Annotated in this window: 18 protein-coding genes and 1 tRNA gene; 8 read left to right on the top strand and 11 right to left on the bottom strand. The window is 65.6% G+C overall.

What is annotated here, in order from left to right; genetic code table 11:
* Positions 1 to 8: 8 nt before the first annotated feature.
* Positions 9 to 815 (bottom strand): glycosyltransferase family 2 protein, encoded by an 807-nt coding sequence (locus BW38_RS08195; RefSeq protein ID WP_032976680.1) that lies wholly within the window; start codon positions 813 to 815, stop codon positions 9 to 11.
* Between BW38_RS08195 and BW38_RS08190 the strand changes: the two genes are divergently transcribed.
* Positions 814 to 1,872, top strand: a complete 1,059-nt coding sequence (locus BW38_RS08190; RefSeq protein WP_032976715.1) for a CDP-glycerol glycerophosphotransferase family protein — start codon at positions 814 to 816, stop codon at positions 1,870 to 1,872. The genes BW38_RS08195 and BW38_RS08190 overlap by 2 nt on opposite strands.
* A gap of 233 nt (positions 1,873 to 2,105) precedes the next feature.
* Here the strand turns inward: BW38_RS08190 and BW38_RS08185 are convergent, their stop codons facing one another.
* The 4 genes from BW38_RS08185 to BW38_RS08170 all read right to left on the bottom strand — a co-directional run bounded on the left by BW38_RS08185 (position 2,106) and on the right by BW38_RS08170 (position 6,361).
* Positions 2,106 to 3,647: a PH domain-containing protein gene (locus BW38_RS08185; RefSeq protein ID WP_025879052.1), complete on the bottom strand. Its 1,542-nt coding sequence runs from the start codon at positions 3,645 to 3,647 to the stop codon at positions 2,106 to 2,108.
* A complete protein-coding gene (locus BW38_RS08180) occupies positions 3,644 to 4,120 on the bottom strand; it encodes a PH domain-containing protein (protein ID WP_088101515.1) in 477 nt (158 codons plus the stop codon). The genes BW38_RS08185 and BW38_RS08180 overlap by 4 nt, the downstream gene beginning before the upstream one ends.
* 112 nt (positions 4,121 to 4,232) lie before the next feature.
* Complete coding sequence (gene ribA, locus BW38_RS08175; RefSeq protein ID WP_032976682.1) at positions 4,233 to 5,366, bottom strand: GTP cyclohydrolase II RibA; 1,134 nt, start codon at positions 5,364 to 5,366, stop codon at positions 4,233 to 4,235.
* A 74-nt stretch (positions 5,367 to 5,440) separates the two neighbouring features.
* Positions 5,441 to 6,361, bottom strand: a complete 921-nt coding sequence (locus BW38_RS08170) for a lauroyl acyltransferase (RefSeq protein ID WP_025879049.1) — start codon at positions 6,359 to 6,361, stop codon at positions 5,441 to 5,443.
* Between the two features lie 61 nt (positions 6,362 to 6,422).
* Here BW38_RS08170 and dtd point away from each other — a divergent pair, with 61 nt between their 5' ends.
* The 4 genes from dtd (at position 6,423) to BW38_RS08150 (ending at position 9,510) form a co-directional block, all read left to right on the top strand.
* A complete protein-coding gene (gene dtd, locus BW38_RS08165; RefSeq protein ID WP_032976683.1) occupies positions 6,423 to 6,863 on the top strand; it encodes a D-aminoacyl-tRNA deacylase in 441 nt (146 codons plus the stop codon).
* A 90-nt stretch (positions 6,864 to 6,953) separates the two neighbouring features.
* Positions 6,954 to 8,804 (top strand): RNA polymerase sigma factor RpoD, encoded by a 1,851-nt coding sequence (gene rpoD / locus BW38_RS08160; protein ID WP_032976684.1) that lies wholly within the window; start codon positions 6,954 to 6,956, stop codon positions 8,802 to 8,804.
* Positions 8,805 to 9,078: 274 nt separating this feature from the next.
* Positions 9,079 to 9,390 (top strand): hypothetical protein, encoded by a 312-nt coding sequence (locus tag BW38_RS08155; protein ID WP_032976685.1) that lies wholly within the window; start codon positions 9,079 to 9,081, stop codon positions 9,388 to 9,390.
* Positions 9,391 to 9,434: 44 nt separating this feature from the next.
* Positions 9,435 to 9,510: transfer RNA gene (locus BW38_RS08150), tRNA-Ile, on the top strand.
* A gap of 14 nt (positions 9,511 to 9,524) precedes the next feature.
* Here BW38_RS08150 and BW38_RS21940 read toward each other — a convergent pair.
* Together BW38_RS21940 and BW38_RS08145 are read right to left on the bottom strand one after the other, a co-directional pair.
* Positions 9,525 to 9,674: a hypothetical protein gene (locus BW38_RS21940; RefSeq protein WP_154881118.1), complete on the bottom strand. Its 150-nt coding sequence runs from the start codon at positions 9,672 to 9,674 to the stop codon at positions 9,525 to 9,527.
* Positions 9,671 to 11,074, bottom strand: coding sequence for a hypothetical protein (locus BW38_RS08145; RefSeq protein WP_032976686.1), 1,404 nt, complete (start codon positions 11,072 to 11,074; stop codon positions 9,671 to 9,673). Before BW38_RS08145 ends, BW38_RS21940 begins: the two co-directional genes overlap by 4 nt.
* Positions 11,075 to 11,659: 585 nt before the next feature.
* On the opposite strand from BW38_RS08145, the gene BW38_RS0120760 reads away from it, so the two are divergent.
* On the top strand, positions 11,660 to 12,196 hold the full coding sequence (locus BW38_RS0120760) for a hypothetical protein (RefSeq protein ID WP_235189962.1): 537 nt from the start codon (positions 11,660 to 11,662) through the stop codon (positions 12,194 to 12,196).
* A 57-nt stretch (positions 12,197 to 12,253) separates the two neighbouring features.
* Here the strand turns inward: BW38_RS0120760 and BW38_RS21945 are convergent, their stop codons facing one another.
* Positions 12,254 to 12,400, bottom strand: a complete 147-nt coding sequence (locus BW38_RS21945) for a hypothetical protein (RefSeq protein ID WP_161763242.1) — start codon at positions 12,398 to 12,400, stop codon at positions 12,254 to 12,256.
* Between the two features lie 139 nt (positions 12,401 to 12,539).
* Here BW38_RS21945 and BW38_RS0120765 point away from each other — a divergent pair, with 139 nt between their 5' ends.
* Positions 12,540 to 13,208 (top strand): hypothetical protein, encoded by a 669-nt coding sequence (locus BW38_RS0120765; RefSeq protein WP_051585045.1) that lies wholly within the window; start codon positions 12,540 to 12,542, stop codon positions 13,206 to 13,208.
* An 18-nt stretch (positions 13,209 to 13,226) separates the two neighbouring features.
* On the opposite strand, the gene BW38_RS08140 is transcribed toward BW38_RS0120765, so the two are convergent.
* Positions 13,227 to 13,547 (bottom strand): hypothetical protein, encoded by a 321-nt coding sequence (locus BW38_RS08140; protein ID WP_025879041.1) that lies wholly within the window; start codon positions 13,545 to 13,547, stop codon positions 13,227 to 13,229.
* 128 nt (positions 13,548 to 13,675) lie between these two features.
* Positions 13,676 to 14,020, bottom strand: coding sequence for a winged helix-turn-helix transcriptional regulator (locus tag BW38_RS08135; RefSeq protein ID WP_032976688.1), 345 nt, complete (start codon positions 14,018 to 14,020; stop codon positions 13,676 to 13,678).
* Positions 14,021 to 14,107: 87 nt separating this feature from the next.
* On the opposite strand from BW38_RS08135, the gene BW38_RS08130 reads away from it, so the two are divergent.
* Positions 14,108 to 14,434, top strand: coding sequence for a nuclear transport factor 2 family protein (locus BW38_RS08130; protein ID WP_032976690.1), 327 nt, complete (start codon positions 14,108 to 14,110; stop codon positions 14,432 to 14,434).
* Positions 14,435 to 14,554: 120 nt separating this feature from the next.
* Here BW38_RS08130 and BW38_RS08125 read toward each other — a convergent pair whose 3' ends face one another.
* Positions 14,555 to 15,196 carry a glutathione S-transferase family protein gene (locus BW38_RS08125; RefSeq protein WP_032976718.1) on the bottom strand — a complete coding sequence of 214 codons (642 nt, stop codon included), beginning with the start codon at positions 15,194 to 15,196 and terminating at the stop codon, positions 14,555 to 14,557.
* Between the last annotated feature and the right edge of the window lie 107 nt (positions 15,197 to 15,303).

Raw genomic sequence — 15,303 nt, forward strand, 5'->3', positions numbered from 1 at the left:
CTCCGCACTCAGGGGTTGGGCGGATCGGACACGGCCTGACCGTTGCCCAGCATCCACAGCATGATGGTCTTCTGACGTACGTAGTTGGCGCGCACGTAGGCATACACCAGGCCATGCCAGCCGTCGCGGAAGCCGCCACGGAACAGGAAGCCGCGCCAGAACCGCCAGGCCGGGGCCAGCACCAGCTTGCCGAGGGTGGCCCGCTTGCCACGCGCGAACTCGTGTTCGGCCATCATCCGTGCGTACTTCTCGGTCTTGGCCAGCTGCTGCTGCAGCGAGCGATAGGGGAAGTGGATGAGGTCCCCGCGCAGGGTGCCGACCGTGCCATCGACACTGGCCGCCTCATGGATCTCGCGCTTGCCGCGCCAGCCGCCGTGGCGGCGGTCGAACAGGCGCAGCACCCGGTCCGGATAGGCATTGCCGTGGCGCAGGAACCTGCCGAAGTACTCCGACAGGCGGGCGAAGCGGTAACCCGCATGACCTGCAAAGCCGCCGTCGCGGGCCTGCTCGATGGCCGTGCGCAGTTCCGGGCTGATGCGCTCGTCGGCGTCCAGGCACAGCACCCAGTGGTGGGTGGCCTGCTCGACGCAGAACGCCTTCTGGCTGCGGAAGCCATCGAACGGACGCTGCAGCACGCGGGCGCCGGCCGCCTCGGCGATGGCCACCGTGGCGTCGGTGGACTGCGAGTCCACCACCACGATCTCATCGCAGAAGGCCAGCGAGGCCAGGCAGTCGCCGATGCGCCCGGCCTCGTTGAACGCGATAATGCAGGCCGAGATGCGAGGCCGTTCGATGGGAGCGGTCGTGGAGGACATGATGGCCGGGTACCTGTTGTTTGCGACGGAGCGCTATGCGCTGCCTATTCTCGCCCCGTTGGTGCAAGCCTTGCACGCTTCCGGCCAGGAAGTGGCCGCCTGGTTCGAAGATGGCGCGGCTGGCAGCCAGCTGCCCGGCGTGCCCAACATCGGCCTGAAGCAGGCCCTGGCGATGCGGCCGCGGGCGGTGTTCAGCGCGGCCAACTGGGTGCCGACCTTCCTGTCGGGGGCCAAGGTGCAGCTGTTCCATGGCTTCAACGTGGAAAAGCGCGACAGTGCGCGTGGCCACTTCCGGGTGCGCGGCATGTTCGACCTGTACTGCACGCAGGGCCCTGCCACCACCGCGCCGTTCCGCGGGATCGCGGCAGTGCAGGGCCATTTCGCCGTGGCGGAAACCGGCTGGCCGAAGCTGGACCCGCTGTTCCGCGACGACGGTGGCGACAGTGCCGCGCTGCGCAGTGCAGCCGGCGGCCGCCCGGTGATCCTGTTCGGTTCAACCTTCACCGAGCGCTTGAGCGCCGCCCCGCACCTGCATGCGCAGATCGCGGCCGACATCGCCGCCGGTCAGCACTACTGGCTGCTGACCCTGCACCCGAAGTGCCCGCCGGAACTGTTCGAACGCTACCGCGCGCTGGCCGGCGCCAATGCGCGTTTCATCGAACCGGAGCAGGTGATGGCAGCCCAGCGCGCCGCCGACGTGCTGGTGTCGGACACCTCATCGATCGTTTCGGAGTTCATCGTCCAGCACAAGCCGGTGGTGACCTTCCGCAACCGCGTGCCAAAGCCGCACATGATCGATTTCGATGATCCGCAGCAGCTGCCGGCCATGCTGGCGCGCGCGCTGCATCCCGACGCTGCGTTGCAGGCGGAGATCGTGCGTTACGCCGATGCCATCCACCCCTATCGCGATGGCCGGTCCAGCGAGCGGGTGATCGCCGCCACCGAGGATTTCCTGTCCGGCGAAATGGGCGTGCTGCGTCGCAAGCCGTTTGGCAGCTGGGTGCGCGACCTGCAGATCCGCAAGGACCTGGGCTACTGGGGTCCGTCGCAGCGGTGATGTGGGTAGTGCCGGCCGCTGGCCGGCAACCACCGGAATGCCTGCGTTTGCCGGCCAGCGGCCGGCACTACCGTAGATCCACGCCATGCGTGGGTGGTGCAGTAGATCCACGCCATGCGTGGGTGGTGCAGTAGATCCACGCCATGCGTGGGTGGTGGAGTAGATCCACGCCATGCGTGGATGGTGAAGTAGATCCACGCCATGCGTGGATGGCGGTTCAACGATCGGCCGCGCTACCAGCGCAGCTTGCGCCGTGCCAGCGCCGTGGCCAGTTCTTCCATCAACGCCTGTGCACGCGCCTGCGGCAGGTAGCGCAGTGCCAGTGCCACATCGCCATGCGCACCGGCGGTGTCCAGCTGCAGGCTGGCCGTACCCAACAGCTTGTCCAGCGGCGAGCGCTGCAGGCGCAGGCCCTGCACTTTGTCCAGCTCGGCCCAGCGCCACCAGCGCTTCCACCAGCCGCCGCGCACCGCCACGAACTGGCCATCCAGGTGCCAGCCCATCCGCGCCATCTGCCGGTGCGCGATCAACAGGCTGACCGGCAGCCAGGCCAGCAGTGCCAGGGCCGGCAGGCCCCAGCGCCAGTACAGCGCGGCGGTCAGCAACGGCACCACCAGCAAGGTGGACAGCGACAATCGCCACCATCCGCGTTGCGGAATCGGTTGCCACTGCTGCGGCGGCCATTGCAGCTGCGGCAGCAGGTGGCGCACCAGCCCATCGCAGGCGCTTGCACCAGCCAGCGGTGCCAGTTCGCGCAGCGCGCGGTCGTCGTCGCGCGAGGGACCACCGGCGGCGCTGTCAATACGCAGCTGGCGCAGCCCGAACCAGCGTTGCAGGGTGCTCTCGCCCAGCGTCCATGCCTGGATGCGGCGGCGCGCGACGCTGCTGCGGGTGCGGCTGAGCAGGCCGGTGGAGACGGTCAGACGCCGTTCGCGCTCGCTGAGGGTGAAGCCGTGGTAGCGCAGCAGCGTCAACACCACCGACAACACCCGCAGCAGCAGCCAGCCCAGCAGCAACGCGGCCGCCAACAGCACCAGCCCGCCGGTCACCCCGGCATGCAGGTGGCTGGCGTAGCCGAAGGCCTCGCGCCCGCCACGCTGGATGGCATCGTCCATCACCGGGCGCGGTACGGTCTGGAACAGGACGCCGAAGGCGGCGATCGCCAGCGCCCAGCCACGGTTGGACAGCAGGCCCATGCGCAGCACGTCCCAGCTCGACAGGCGCAGCAGTACCTGCTCGTCGTCGGATGGCACGACATCGGCAGCCGGCGCGTCGCCCGGCGTCGGCTGGGGCGCCTGTCCACGCTGGCGCACCAGTTGTTCCAGGGCCAGCGCCTGGTCCAGCCGCAGCACGCGCATCTCCGCTTCCGGACGCACCCCGCCGGCCGATTCCAGGCGCAGTTCGGCAACCCCGAACAACCGGTGCAACGGGTTCTGCCGCACTTCCACGTTGTGGATGCGGGCGAAGGGAATCTCGCGCCGGTTGCGCGCCAGCAGGCCGCTGCGCACGGTGATCGCATCGTTGCCGATGCGATAGCGGTAGCTGAGGTACTGCAGCACCGACACCAGCACCAGCGCGGCGATGGCGGTCAACGGGATCAACTGTGCCCACATCGGATCGCGGTCGCCGCGTTGGCCGAACACCAGCAACGCGACCAGCGGCAGGAAATAGTGGCGCAGCTGCATCAGCAGCACGAACAGCCACGACCACGGATGCAGGCGATGCTCGTCGCCACCGCTGGGCAGCGAGGGCGGCAGGGGCGGGGGCAGGCTCACAGGGCGTCGGCGTCCTGGTCGAGCTGATGGGCCAGGGTGTCACGCAGGCGCTCGGCATCGGCTTCGTCCAGGCCGCTGACGGTGACCGCACTCAGGCGGGTGCCGGCGGTATGCACGATCAGCGTGGCCAGGCCTGCACGCCGCTCCAGGGGCCCGCGACGCAGGTCCAGGTGCTGCACGCGCGAAATGGGGATGCGGGTCTCCAGCTGCCACATCAGGTCGCGGCGCAGGCCCAGGCCCTGTGCGTCCAGCCGCCAGCGGGTGCGGGTCAGGCGCCGATGGCCGATCCAGGCGCCGAAGGCGAGGCCGACCAGCAGGCCCAGCATCGCTGCCCACAGGCCACCGGGAAGATCGAAGAACCACCAGAGGGCCGCCAGCGGTGCGCCGGGGATGAACAGTCCGCCGAAGGCGCCCTCCAGCGCCGCCAACCGGGCAGCGCGCCGCGGCAGGGGTTGCCAGTGGTCGAGGGGCATTTCGGCAGCAGCAACAGGCAAGGGCAGTTCGGTCACGCGGGCGTCCGTCGGGCAGCAGGGCGGGCAGGCGCGGTGATGGCCGCACCGCGCAGACGTTAGCAGGTCGCCCGCGTTACTGGGCGGCCTGGATCAGCGCATCGACATCCAGCAGATGGCCGGCGCGGTCGGCCTTGGTGCGCAGGTAGTGCTCGTTCTCGGCGGTGATCTCGCCGGTGACCGGAATGCAGTCCAGCACTTCGATGCCGGCATTGCGCAGGCGCTGTGCCTTGGTCGGGTTGTTGCTGAGCAGGGCAACACGGGATACACCCAGCCCGCGCAGCATCGCCACCGCGCTGCCGTAGCGGCGCTCGTCGGCGCCGAAGCCCAGCTGCGCATCGGCGTCGATGGTATCCAGGCCGTCGTGCTGGTAGCCGTAGGCGCGCATCTTCGCGGCGATGCCGGTACCGCGGCCTTCCTGGTCCAGGTACAGCAGCACGCCGCCGCCCAGTTCCTTCAGTTTGCGCAGGCCGCGCCGCAGCTGGTCGCCGCAATCGCACTTGAGCGAACCGAACAGGTCGCCGGTGAGGCAGGACGAATGCACGCGCACCGGCACCACTGCGGACAGGTCCGGTTCGCCGACGATGATCGCTACCTGGTCGCGCTGGGCGACGCCACCGCGGAACACCGCGAAGGTGGTCATGCCGACGTCGCGCAGCGGCACCGGAGAACGCGCCACCAGTTCGTAATCATGTGCGGCGTGCGCGGCGCCTTCGGCCAGATCGCACAGGCCAACCTCGGCCGCGCCATCGAACGTGGCGTCGTCTGCATCCAGGCGCACGGCCACCATCGCCGGCAACAGCAGGCCCAGCCGGGCCAGTTCGACAGCGCCGGCATCGAACGCATCGCCTGCGCTCCAAGCCGCGGGCATCGGTCCGGGTTCGCGCAGGTAGCCCAGCGAGGGCAGGGCATCGAAGGCAACGCCGGCCAGCGGCAGGCGCGCGCCCTCGGGGGCCTCCACGCCGAGCACGCGGGCGCGGGTGGCGGTCAGGTACAGGTAATGGCGCTCGCGCGCGGCACTGGCGAAGGCGGCGAAGCTGCTGGCAGTGGCGCTGTCCAGCGCGATCACCGCCAGGCGCTGGCCCTGGCCATCGTGGAGCAGGACCGGGCGACCGGCGCGCAGTTCGGCGACCGCGCGCTCGCAGCGGATCGCTGCCGGATCACCGAACAGGGAGGAAGCAGACATGGCAGGACCGGGGGAGGCGGACATCGGTGTCTCTATGGGGGCGCCAGCGTCGTATTCAACGTGCTGCGGCGGTGTGTCGCAGGCCGGTGCAGCGGCTCTCAGTGCGGATGTTCGTCGGTCGCGTACGGGTCTTCCTCGCCGCTGCCCGGTGGCCGCAGCGTATAGCGCTTGTAGGTCCACTGGTACTGCGCCGGGTCGCGGCGCGCGATGCGTTCGATGCCCGCGTTGAGCGCGGTGGCCGCCACGTGCGGGTCCGGATCGGCCACGGCCGGGTCGGTCGGCTCGATGTGCAGGGCAAATTCCATGTCCGGGCCGATGCGCTCGCACCAGCCATACAGCACGGTCGCGCCGGTGCGCTCGGCCAGGCGGTTGACCAGGGTCATGGTCAGTGCCTGCACGCCGAAGAACGGCACGAACACGCCGTCGCCGGCCTTGGGCTGCTGGTCGGGCAGGATGCCGGTGGCACCGCCGTCCTTGAGCACCTTGAACAGCTGGCGCACGGCCGGGCCTTCGGCGCGCACCTGCTGCACGTTGTCGCCGCCCCGCACGATCTGCAGGAAGGCATCGCTGGCCTCGTCCTCCGGCGGCTTGTAGACGATGGCGATCTGGCCCCGCGAGGCCAGCCACTGGTTCAGCAGCTCCCAGTTGCCGTAGTGCGGGGCCGCCACGATCACGCCCTTGCCGCTGGCCAGGGCCGCGTCGTACAGCGCCTGGCCGTGGCGCTCCTTCAGGTGCAGGCGCAGGTTGTCGGCGGGCTTCCGGCTCCACAGGCGCAGGGTCTCGATGGCCTGCAGGGCGGTGGAGCGCAGCAGTTCGCGCTGCAGGCGGTCGCGTGCCGGCGCGTCCAGCTCGGGGTAGGCCAGCTCCAGGTTGCGGCGGGTGACGCGGCTCTCGCGGGCATCGAGGCGCACCCACGTCCAGGCCAAGGCGCGCGCGAACCCGCGCAGCAATGGCCAGGGCAGGCGGGCGAACAGGGTGGTGGCGCGGTAGACCAGCCGGGCTTTGCGGTGTGGATTCATCGGCCCCAGTTTAGCCAAGGGCGCTGCTATCGTGGCCGGCCCCTTGCCTGGAAGCCCGCCGATGCTCGTCCTGATTCAACGTGTCAGCCAGGCTGCCGTGCATGTGGAAGGTGAGGCGGTGGGGCAGATCGGCCCCGGCCTGCTGGCCCTGGTCGGCATGGAGCCGGGCGATACCGAGGCCCAGTTGCAGCGGATGGCCGAACGCCTGCTCGGCTACCGTGTGTTTGCAGATGAGGCCGGAAAAATGAACCGCTCGCTGCGTGATACCGGCGGCGGCCTGCTGCTTGTCAGCCAGTTCACCCTGGCCGCAGACACCCGTTCCGGCATGCGGCCAAGCTTCACCAGCGCGGCACCGCCGCAGGAGGCTGAACGCGGGTTCAATCGATTTGTCGACATCTGTCGTGAAAATCACGCGCCGGGGGTGGAAACGGGCCGCTTCGGTGCCCATATGGTCGTCAGCCTGGTCAACGACGGTCCCGTGACCTTCCTCCTCAGGCCCTAGGCCGCCGGGACCACCGCCCGGCAGGCCGGGCCCCGGGCTGGTATAATGCTACGTTCCCTATTTCCCCCTAGCCGGTGGCGCGAGCACTACATGGCCAACGAACGTCCTGCCCAATCCGAAATCAAGCAACTGATCAGCAAGGGCCTGGAACAGGGCTACCTGACCTATGCCGAAGTCAATGACCATCTGCCCGACGACATGGTCGACCCGGAACAGATCGAAGACATCATCGGCATGATCAACGGCATGGGCATTGATGTCCATGAAGTTGCTCCGGATGTGGAAACCCTGCTTCTCAACGACGGCAACACGGGCAACCGTGAGGTCGACGACACCGCAGCCGAAGAAGCTGCCGCCGCGCTGAGCGCGCTCGACACCGAAGGTGGCCGTACCACCGACCCGGTGCGCATGTACATGCGCGAAATGGGTACCGTCGAGCTGCTGACCCGCGAAGGCGAAATCGCCATTGCCAAGCGCATCGAAGAAGGCCTGTCCCAGGTCCAGGCCGCACTCGGCCAGTTCCCGGTGTCGGTCGAATCGCTGCTGACCGATTACGAAGCGCACAAGGAAGGCCGCAAGCGCCTTGCCGAAGTGATCGTCGGCTTCAACGACCTGACCGACGACGTGCCGGCCCCGGCCGCTGTGGTGGCCGATGACGCGGACGACGCCGATGCCGACGCCGACGAGGAAGAAGACGACGTCGACGGCGGCGATGAAGAAGCCGCACCGACCGGTCCGGATCCGGAGGAAGTGGCTGCGCGCATGCAGGCGCTGGGCGATGCCCTCAACGCCTTCAAGAAGGCTGCCGCCAAGGGCGACAAGAAGAACCTGCTGAAGCTCCGCGAGGAGATGTCGGCGGTGTTCGTCACCCTGAAGCTGCCGCTGCCGCTGACCGACGTGCTGACCAAGCAGCTGCGCGACACCATGGGCAGCATCAAGGCCCACGAGCGCCGCGTGCTGAACCTGGCCACCGTCACTGCCCGCATGCCGCGCAAGGACTTCATCCGTTCCTGGGAAGGCAACCAGACCAACCTGGAGTGGGTGGAAGACGCACTGAAGCGCAAGCAGAAGTGGTCTTCGGCGCTGCGTGAAGTGAAGGACCAGATCGTGTCCGAGCAGCAGGCCACCATCGACATCGAGAAGGTCACCCTGCTGGACTTGGACGAGCTGAAGGAACTCAGCCGTGCCATGGCCTACGGCGAAGCCAAGGCGCGCAAGGCCAAGAAGGAAATGGTCGAGGCCAACCTGCGCCTGGTGATCTCCATCGCCAAGAAGTACACCAACCGCGGCCTGCAGTTCCTCGACCTGATCCAGGAAGGCAACATCGGCCTGATGAAGGCCGTGGACAAGTTCGAGTACCGCCGCGGCTACAAGTTCTCCACGTATGCGACCTGGTGGATCCGCCAGGCCATCACCCGTTCGATCGCCGACCAGGCGCGCACCATCCGTATTCCGGTGCACATGATCGAAACGATCAACAAGTTGAACCGCATTTCCCGCCAGATGCTCCAGCAGTACGGCCGCGAGGCTACGCCGGAGGAGCTGGCCAAGGAAATGGACATGCCGGAAGACAAGATCCGCAAGGTGATGAAGATCGCCAAAGAGCCGATCTCGATGGAAACCCCGATCGGCGACGACGAGGATTCCCATCTGGGCGACTTCATCGAGGACACCAACGTGGAGTCCCCGATCGAGAACACCACCAACATCAACCTGTCTGAAACCGTGCGCGACGTGCTGGCCGGCCTCACCCCGAGGGAAGCCAAGGTGCTGCGCATGCGCTTCGGCATCGACATGAATACCGACCACACCCTTGAGGAAGTCGGCAAGCAGTTCGACGTGACCCGCGAGCGCATCCGCCAGATCGAAGCGAAGGCCCTGCGCAAGCTGCGTCACCCGAGCCGTTCGGAGCAGCTGCGCAGCTTCCTGGATATCGATTGATATCCAGGTAGTGCTGACGTGTTGAGAGAAACCCCGCTTCGGCGGGGTTTTTCTTTGGGGGATCCGGTGTGGAGCCGTGGCCATGCTTGGCCGCGGTTGGCGATGACGCATCCGCCCTTTGACGTGCAGGGATGCCAGACGCACGCTGGCGATGCAGGTGCTCAACACACCTCGTGGGCGGGCCGGATCACCGGCACCGAGGCGGACGCGCTGCGGGGACACGTGCAACGCGTGTATCTGCGGCATCACCCCTGTTGAGCACTGGAGCTTGGCCATGAAGGCTGTTGAACATGATGTACCTGCTGTTGCTGCCCTGGATTTCCCGCCGTTGATGACGTGGGAGGACGTCATGCAGGACGAACTGGAGGATCGGCTGGGCTTCGCCCGACGGGCCACGCTGGCGCTGCTGACGCAATCGGGAGAACAGATGGTTGCGGGGTTTGCCGGTGGCAACCGGAGGGGGCTGGAGGGCGCGATGAAGGCGGTGGCGCTGTTCCAGGCGCATCTGCTGGAGATGGAGAGGTTGGCGGGGATGGCGGAGCGACGGTTGCAGCGTGTTGGCGAGGCGCTTGCTGCTGCCGACTGAGTAGCCGACTCCGGCCGTGCTCCACTACACTGTGACGCTGCGCAGGGCCTATAGCTCAACGGTTAGAGCAGGGGACTCATAATCCCTTGGTTCCAGGTTCGAATCCTGGTGGGCCCACCATAAAAAACAGGCACTTAGGCGGCGGCCCAAGTGCCTTTTTTGTGCCGGCGGAAAAATTGCCGGGAAAATTCACTGCCGCAGCGCTCGGTGATCCCGATGATGACCTGCAGCTCATGTAGCTTCTGAATCGGGGAAGATACGTCGCTGTTGAGTACGTCGATCATGGTTGCCCCCTAGGCGTGATTCGAGAAAGATGAAACGGCGTGTACAGGGATCTTGGGGGGGATTGGCACGACACGATCGACGGTTTCGCGGAGCTGTCGGAATAGTCGATGCTCACGGCTCCTCCATTCCGGCAAGCTGAAATCCATGCAGATCGCGCGTCCAACACATGCTCTCTAAAATCAAACCCATCTACTGCCACGGGTTTTCCCCCAGGCCTCAGAGAGCTGCAGGTCTTCACTTCGGGATCAAGCACAATCACTCCGCCACCGGTAAACAGGCCGTAGTTCCCTTGGCAGTCGTTGCGTGAAACCTCTCGCATCAGTTCCGCGGCAATGCGGAACTGCTGGTCCTTGCTCAAGCCGCTGATCGTTTCGCGAAGCGCGTAGCCATTCTGGGCTAGAAGTTCGATCATGGCGTTCTGCACCGGCGATCGCGCACCGAATGCCTCATTGAAGTCGGTACTTCCATTGAAACGCGACGAGGAGTTCTCTTGCAGGGTACTTTTCCAGAACGTGCCCAGAGCGACTGCTGGATCAGAATCTATCCGGATGAGGTTGATGAAGGTGTAGACCATCCCGCAGGAGTACGCGAGTTGATACTCGCCCCCACTGATCAGGTCATTCAATGGTCGCTTCTTGTACTCTGCCTGGTCGATACATGACTCCGCAGCTGCGCCTACGTCGCGCGTGATCCCTTGCTCCTTACTCCCGGTCACCTCCGACAGAAACAAGCTCGCTGCCATTTCTGCCCCGCCCTCGAGCAGCATAATTCTGCTTTCCTGCGGGAGTGACTCCATCATCTGCACATCTTGATTCCATTGATGAAATGCTTCATGGGCAATGAAGTGAGACAAGTCATTTGGAAAGCCTTTTGAGGTGTCCAGGCAGCCCGCACGAAGGCCAATCAGCAGCAGTCCGGGCAATGAGCTTCCGCTGAAGCGGCAGCCCTGCTGGGTATTGGCGCCCTGCTCAAGCAAGAAGATTACAGAGCTCACGCTGTGCGGCTCAGGTCCCAGGGCACGCCTATAGAACTTCTGGGCCTTCTCCAGCCAATCCTGATATTGGCTCCTGAACGCCTGTGGCACGCCTTGATCCGCCAGCAGCGTTGGAACTGGTATTGGCCGCCCATCGCTGAAGAATGCGTAGCCTTCGAACAACGTCACTGGAGAGCTTGCTGGAAGCTGTGAGGTTCCTGGATCGATATCGCCACATAGGCGTTCAAACTGCGAATCATCAGGATTGATCAAGGGCTGGAGGTTGATCGCGACAGTAGAGGGCGCCAACCTGATGATCAGCGGGTACTTTCTTCCTTCGGGAAGCAGGCTCCTGCTGATATCCAAGGTGTAGACGTGTTCGTCCGAGCGGGAGCGCTTCGACGCTTGCCACTCCTGCAGGTTCAATTTGGGCGTACTCCGAGCTGTCACTCGCAAAGTCGCCTTTGACATGGCTGTGTCGACCTCAAGGCCGGACGCGAGGCAATCACGCGTCCCGGCCCATGCGTTTGCTGTGAGGAGAGCCCACAGGAGCAAGGTTGCCAACAGAGCCCATGGCTTTGGAGCTATGGGTACCAGTCGAATGAAAGCCTTGCCGGCAGTTTCGCGCATATCACCCCGTCCACAGCCACTTCCCTGAAGCCTCACACTCAGCATTGCTCAGCCCTCCCGGTGGTTTATCGCGAACCGTTAGTCTGCACTGTAATGACCCACCGGTTTCTGCTCAGGCCATGCGGTTAATGTAGCGGCATAGGCCGCGTCCGGGGTCATCATTACCAATGCCAGGATGAGCCAGCCATCCTTGCCACCCGTTGTGCACCACCCTGACGTAGGCTTCCTGGCAGCTTCCGCAACGCAAGGATGCATCCAATGCCGGCACCCGCACATTCGCGCTTGATCACCGTAGCGGCCAGAACCCATCTCCGCCCCCTGGGCTGTGTGCAGAAAGGGCGCTCCAGAGTCTGGCTGGACGACCAGGGGTGGTGGGTCGGGATGGTTGAATTCCAGCAGTCTTCGTGGAGCAAAGGAAGTTATCTGAACGTTGGGGCGTGCTTCCTCTGGAATGAGAAGGACTTCCTGTCATTCGATGCCGGCCACAGGGTCGAGGGTTTCCACGAATTCATCAGTGACGCGCAGTTCGCACTGGCGGCGACGTTCCTGGCCGAACGCGCGGGGCAGGAGGTGCTCGCATTGCGGGAGCGTTTCGCATCGCCTTCGCACGTGGAGGCCTGGATGGCAGCCAACGCAGGCCTGTCGTTATGGGGCCACTACCACGCGGCAGTCGCGGCAGGCGTTTCTGGTGCGGTTGACCAGAGCAGGCAACTGTTCGAGAAGATCATTGCCGATCCGCACGACGTGCCGTGGGCGATCAACCTCAAGCACCGATGCGAGGCGCTTCTCTGCAGTGTGCAGAACGGCGCTGAATTCGAAGCAGAAATCGCCAGCATGATCACTCGGACCCGACGTCAGCTGGGACTTGCTGAACATGCGCAGGCAATGCCCGCTTGGCTGCGACAGCATGATTCGTAAAGCGGGTTGAAAACGGCCACCTGTCAGCTGGGCGCGGTACCAGACCCAGTGCGAATGTCACCCCGCGGCCACCGCTGTGGCGCGATGCGTGTGCTGCAGCAGACGGAACAGGCTCAGGGATAGCAGGAAGGCGACCTGCTCGACCAGGAAGGTGGCAATGCCCCATTGGAACAGCTGCCGGTGGGCCACCAGGTTGCCCAGCATTGCTTGTGGGCAGCCCGAACGCTACGAGAAGCATCGGCCGGGGGTGACTGCCAGAAGTCGGGGGGGGACAGCTGGCATCGCAGGCGCAGGCCCCGCCCGTGATCCCGGCTTCACGCGCCGCACGCTATCCACAGCGGTCATGGACCTCATACGACTGCTGCGATCGCTGGAAGAATTCCTCTACGAGCTGGTCGGCTGGCTGGTGTTCTATCCGCGGATGTTCTGGCGGGTACTGATTCACCCCGGTGAGGTTGCGCTCTACACCCGCCGCGAGCTCGGCAAGGATCTGGAGCACAGGTTTTCCGATGCGATCAGCCCGGTGCTGATGCTGATCCTGTCGGTGGCCATCGCCCATGCGCTGGAGATGGCGCTGCGCATGTCCTCGCCCCGACTCAGTACACCGGTAGGGCAGCTGCTTTTCAGCAGCGAGCAGGGGCTGCTGCTCACCCGCTCTGCGGTGTTCTGCGTGTACGCGCTCGGCGCGGCACTGGGCACGCTTCGGCGCCAGCGGCTGCCCGTGAATCGCGAGACGCTGCGCGAGCCCTTCTCCATCCAGGCGTTCATTGCATGCCCGTTCGTGGTGGCACTCGCGCTGTCGCAGGTGGCAGCCGCGTCCCCGGCACAGGCTGGCCCGTTCACCGCGACCTGCATCAGCGTGCTGGCGGTGGCGTGGTACCTGTGGGCCCGCATGCGGGCCTTCGTGGCCTTGAATGGAGGATCAGCGCTGCGTGCGCTCGGCTCGGTAGTGGTCTCGTTCCTGCTGACGACGATCGCGGTTGTCGGCCTGTTTGCTGCCGTCATCCTCTGATCTTCAACAGGGCGGCGATCACTCGAGAGCGTGATCGGATTTGCGCGGTGGCACTGCCGTGGCCTCACCGCGCTGCAGGAGGTCGAAGAAGTCCACTGCCTCCGCCGCCAGCGCGTCGTGGGCGTCGAAATCCCAGTTCTGCTTGTACTCGCGGGCGAGCAGATCACAGACGGCCTTGGCCTGCTGGTAGGTCTGCGACTTCTCCCCGCGATCGGCCAACTGGTCGCGGTGGATCTGGCACAGCATGAGCTGGTGGGCATCTTCGGCCCGCTCGCGCTCCCAGCCGATGTCGGGCAGGGCGGACAGTGCTGAGGCAAGCGCGATGGCAATCAAGGGCATGATCCGGTTCCGGGCGGGGGGCGGAACCTGAGCCTAGGTGATGGTGCAGTGCGCGTGGCGGCACGCGCGGTGGCCGTTTTACGGGGTGTTCACCATTCGCAGCAGCATGGTGGCTGCGCTGAAGGTGGTCATGCCGATGGCTCGCCTGCCGCTGGTTTCTGCTCCTGCCACAGCAGCAGCGCGTCCAGTGCCGGGCACAGGGCCTGCCCCCACGCACTCAGTCGATACTCCACTTTCGGTGGCACCTGCGGATACACCGTGCGCAGCACGATGCCGTCGGCTTCCAGTGCACGCAGCTGCTGCGCCAGCATCTTCTGCGAGATGCCGGGGATGAGCCGCTCCAGGTCGGAATAGCGCTGCACCTTGCCGTCGAACAGGTGGAAGAGGATCAACAGCTTCCAGCGGCCTTCCAGCAGTGCGAGTGCACGGGCCATGTCCGCGGCGGCGGTTTCAGGGGTATAGGCCTTTCTCATGGGGTGGGTCACTTACCTTCAGGTGCGCTCTTGTGGCGGCCAGGGTGCGGTTCGAGAATAGCGCCAGTCCCGCCTGGAGTGCCTGCGATGTCGATTGATCTTCCCGCGCCGTTGTCCCGCTATTTCCTGCTGGCCAATGGCGAGCCCGGAACGCACGTGGAGCAGTGCTTTGCCGCAGACGCGACGGTGCGCGATGAGCGCCAGCAACACCAGGGACACACGGCGATTGCCGCCTGGGTGGCGCAGACGCGTGCGGCCTACCAGCAACACGTGGTCCCCCTGCAGCTGCACGTGCAGGACGGTCGCCACATCGTGTCTGCACAGGTCAGTGGCACGTTTCCGGGCAGCCCGGTGGTGCTGACACACGCGTTCACCCTGCAAGGGGATGGCATCGTCGCGCTGGACATCCACTGATTCAGTGACGGTTGCTTCCGGAAATCGGGTGGCACGCGGATGGCTGCCGATTTACGCGTAGCAGTACCAATGGATGGTGATCTCCATGCATGGCGTGGAGCTACTGGGAGCGGCGTGGAGCTACAGGTTCTGGAACACCGCCAGCTGTGCGGCGAAGGCGCGCTGGTAGGCCGGCCGCGCGGTCGCGCGGTCAACGTAGGCAGCAAGGTCTGGATACTCGCCGACGATGCCGCTGCTCTGCAGCCGCAGCAGCACCGACACCATCAGCAGATCGCCGGCGCTGAAGTCTCCGTCCAGCCACGGTGCATCGCCCAGCCGGGCGGACAGCTGGCTCAGCCGCCTGCGCACGCACTCGTCCAGCATCACCAGCCGTTGCGCGTACCAGGGCTGTTCGCGTTCCAGCACCCACGCCATGGAGCGTTCGACGATCGGCGGCTCCACAGTGTTCAGCGCGGCGAACATCCAGGTGATCGCGCGCATGCGCGCACCCGTATCGGCGGGCAGCAACCCGGGGTGCTGCCCGGCCAGGTGCAGCAGGATCGCGCCTGATTCAAACAGCACTACGTTGCCATCTTCATAGGTGGGGATCTGACCGAACGGATGCCGCGCCAGGTGCGCCGGCTGCTTCATCTCCTCGAAGGAGAGCAGATAGACGTCGTAGGCCACTCCCAGCTCTTCCAGCGCCCAGCGCACGCGCATGTCGCGGGCCAGCCCCTGGCCACGGTCCGGGGAATGCTTGAATGCGGTCAGGATCGGCGTCATCAGGATGTCCATCGGCGTTGGCTGCCACGTTGGCCGGCCTTTCTTCTCTCGACGCCCGGACGGCTCGGCAATCGACACGCCTCCGCTGACCGAGGGCCCGACATCGC

This window comes from Stenotrophomonas sp. RIT309, assembly GCF_000632045.1.
Taxonomy (GTDB): domain Bacteria; phylum Pseudomonadota; class Gammaproteobacteria; order Xanthomonadales; family Xanthomonadaceae; genus Stenotrophomonas; species Stenotrophomonas indicatrix.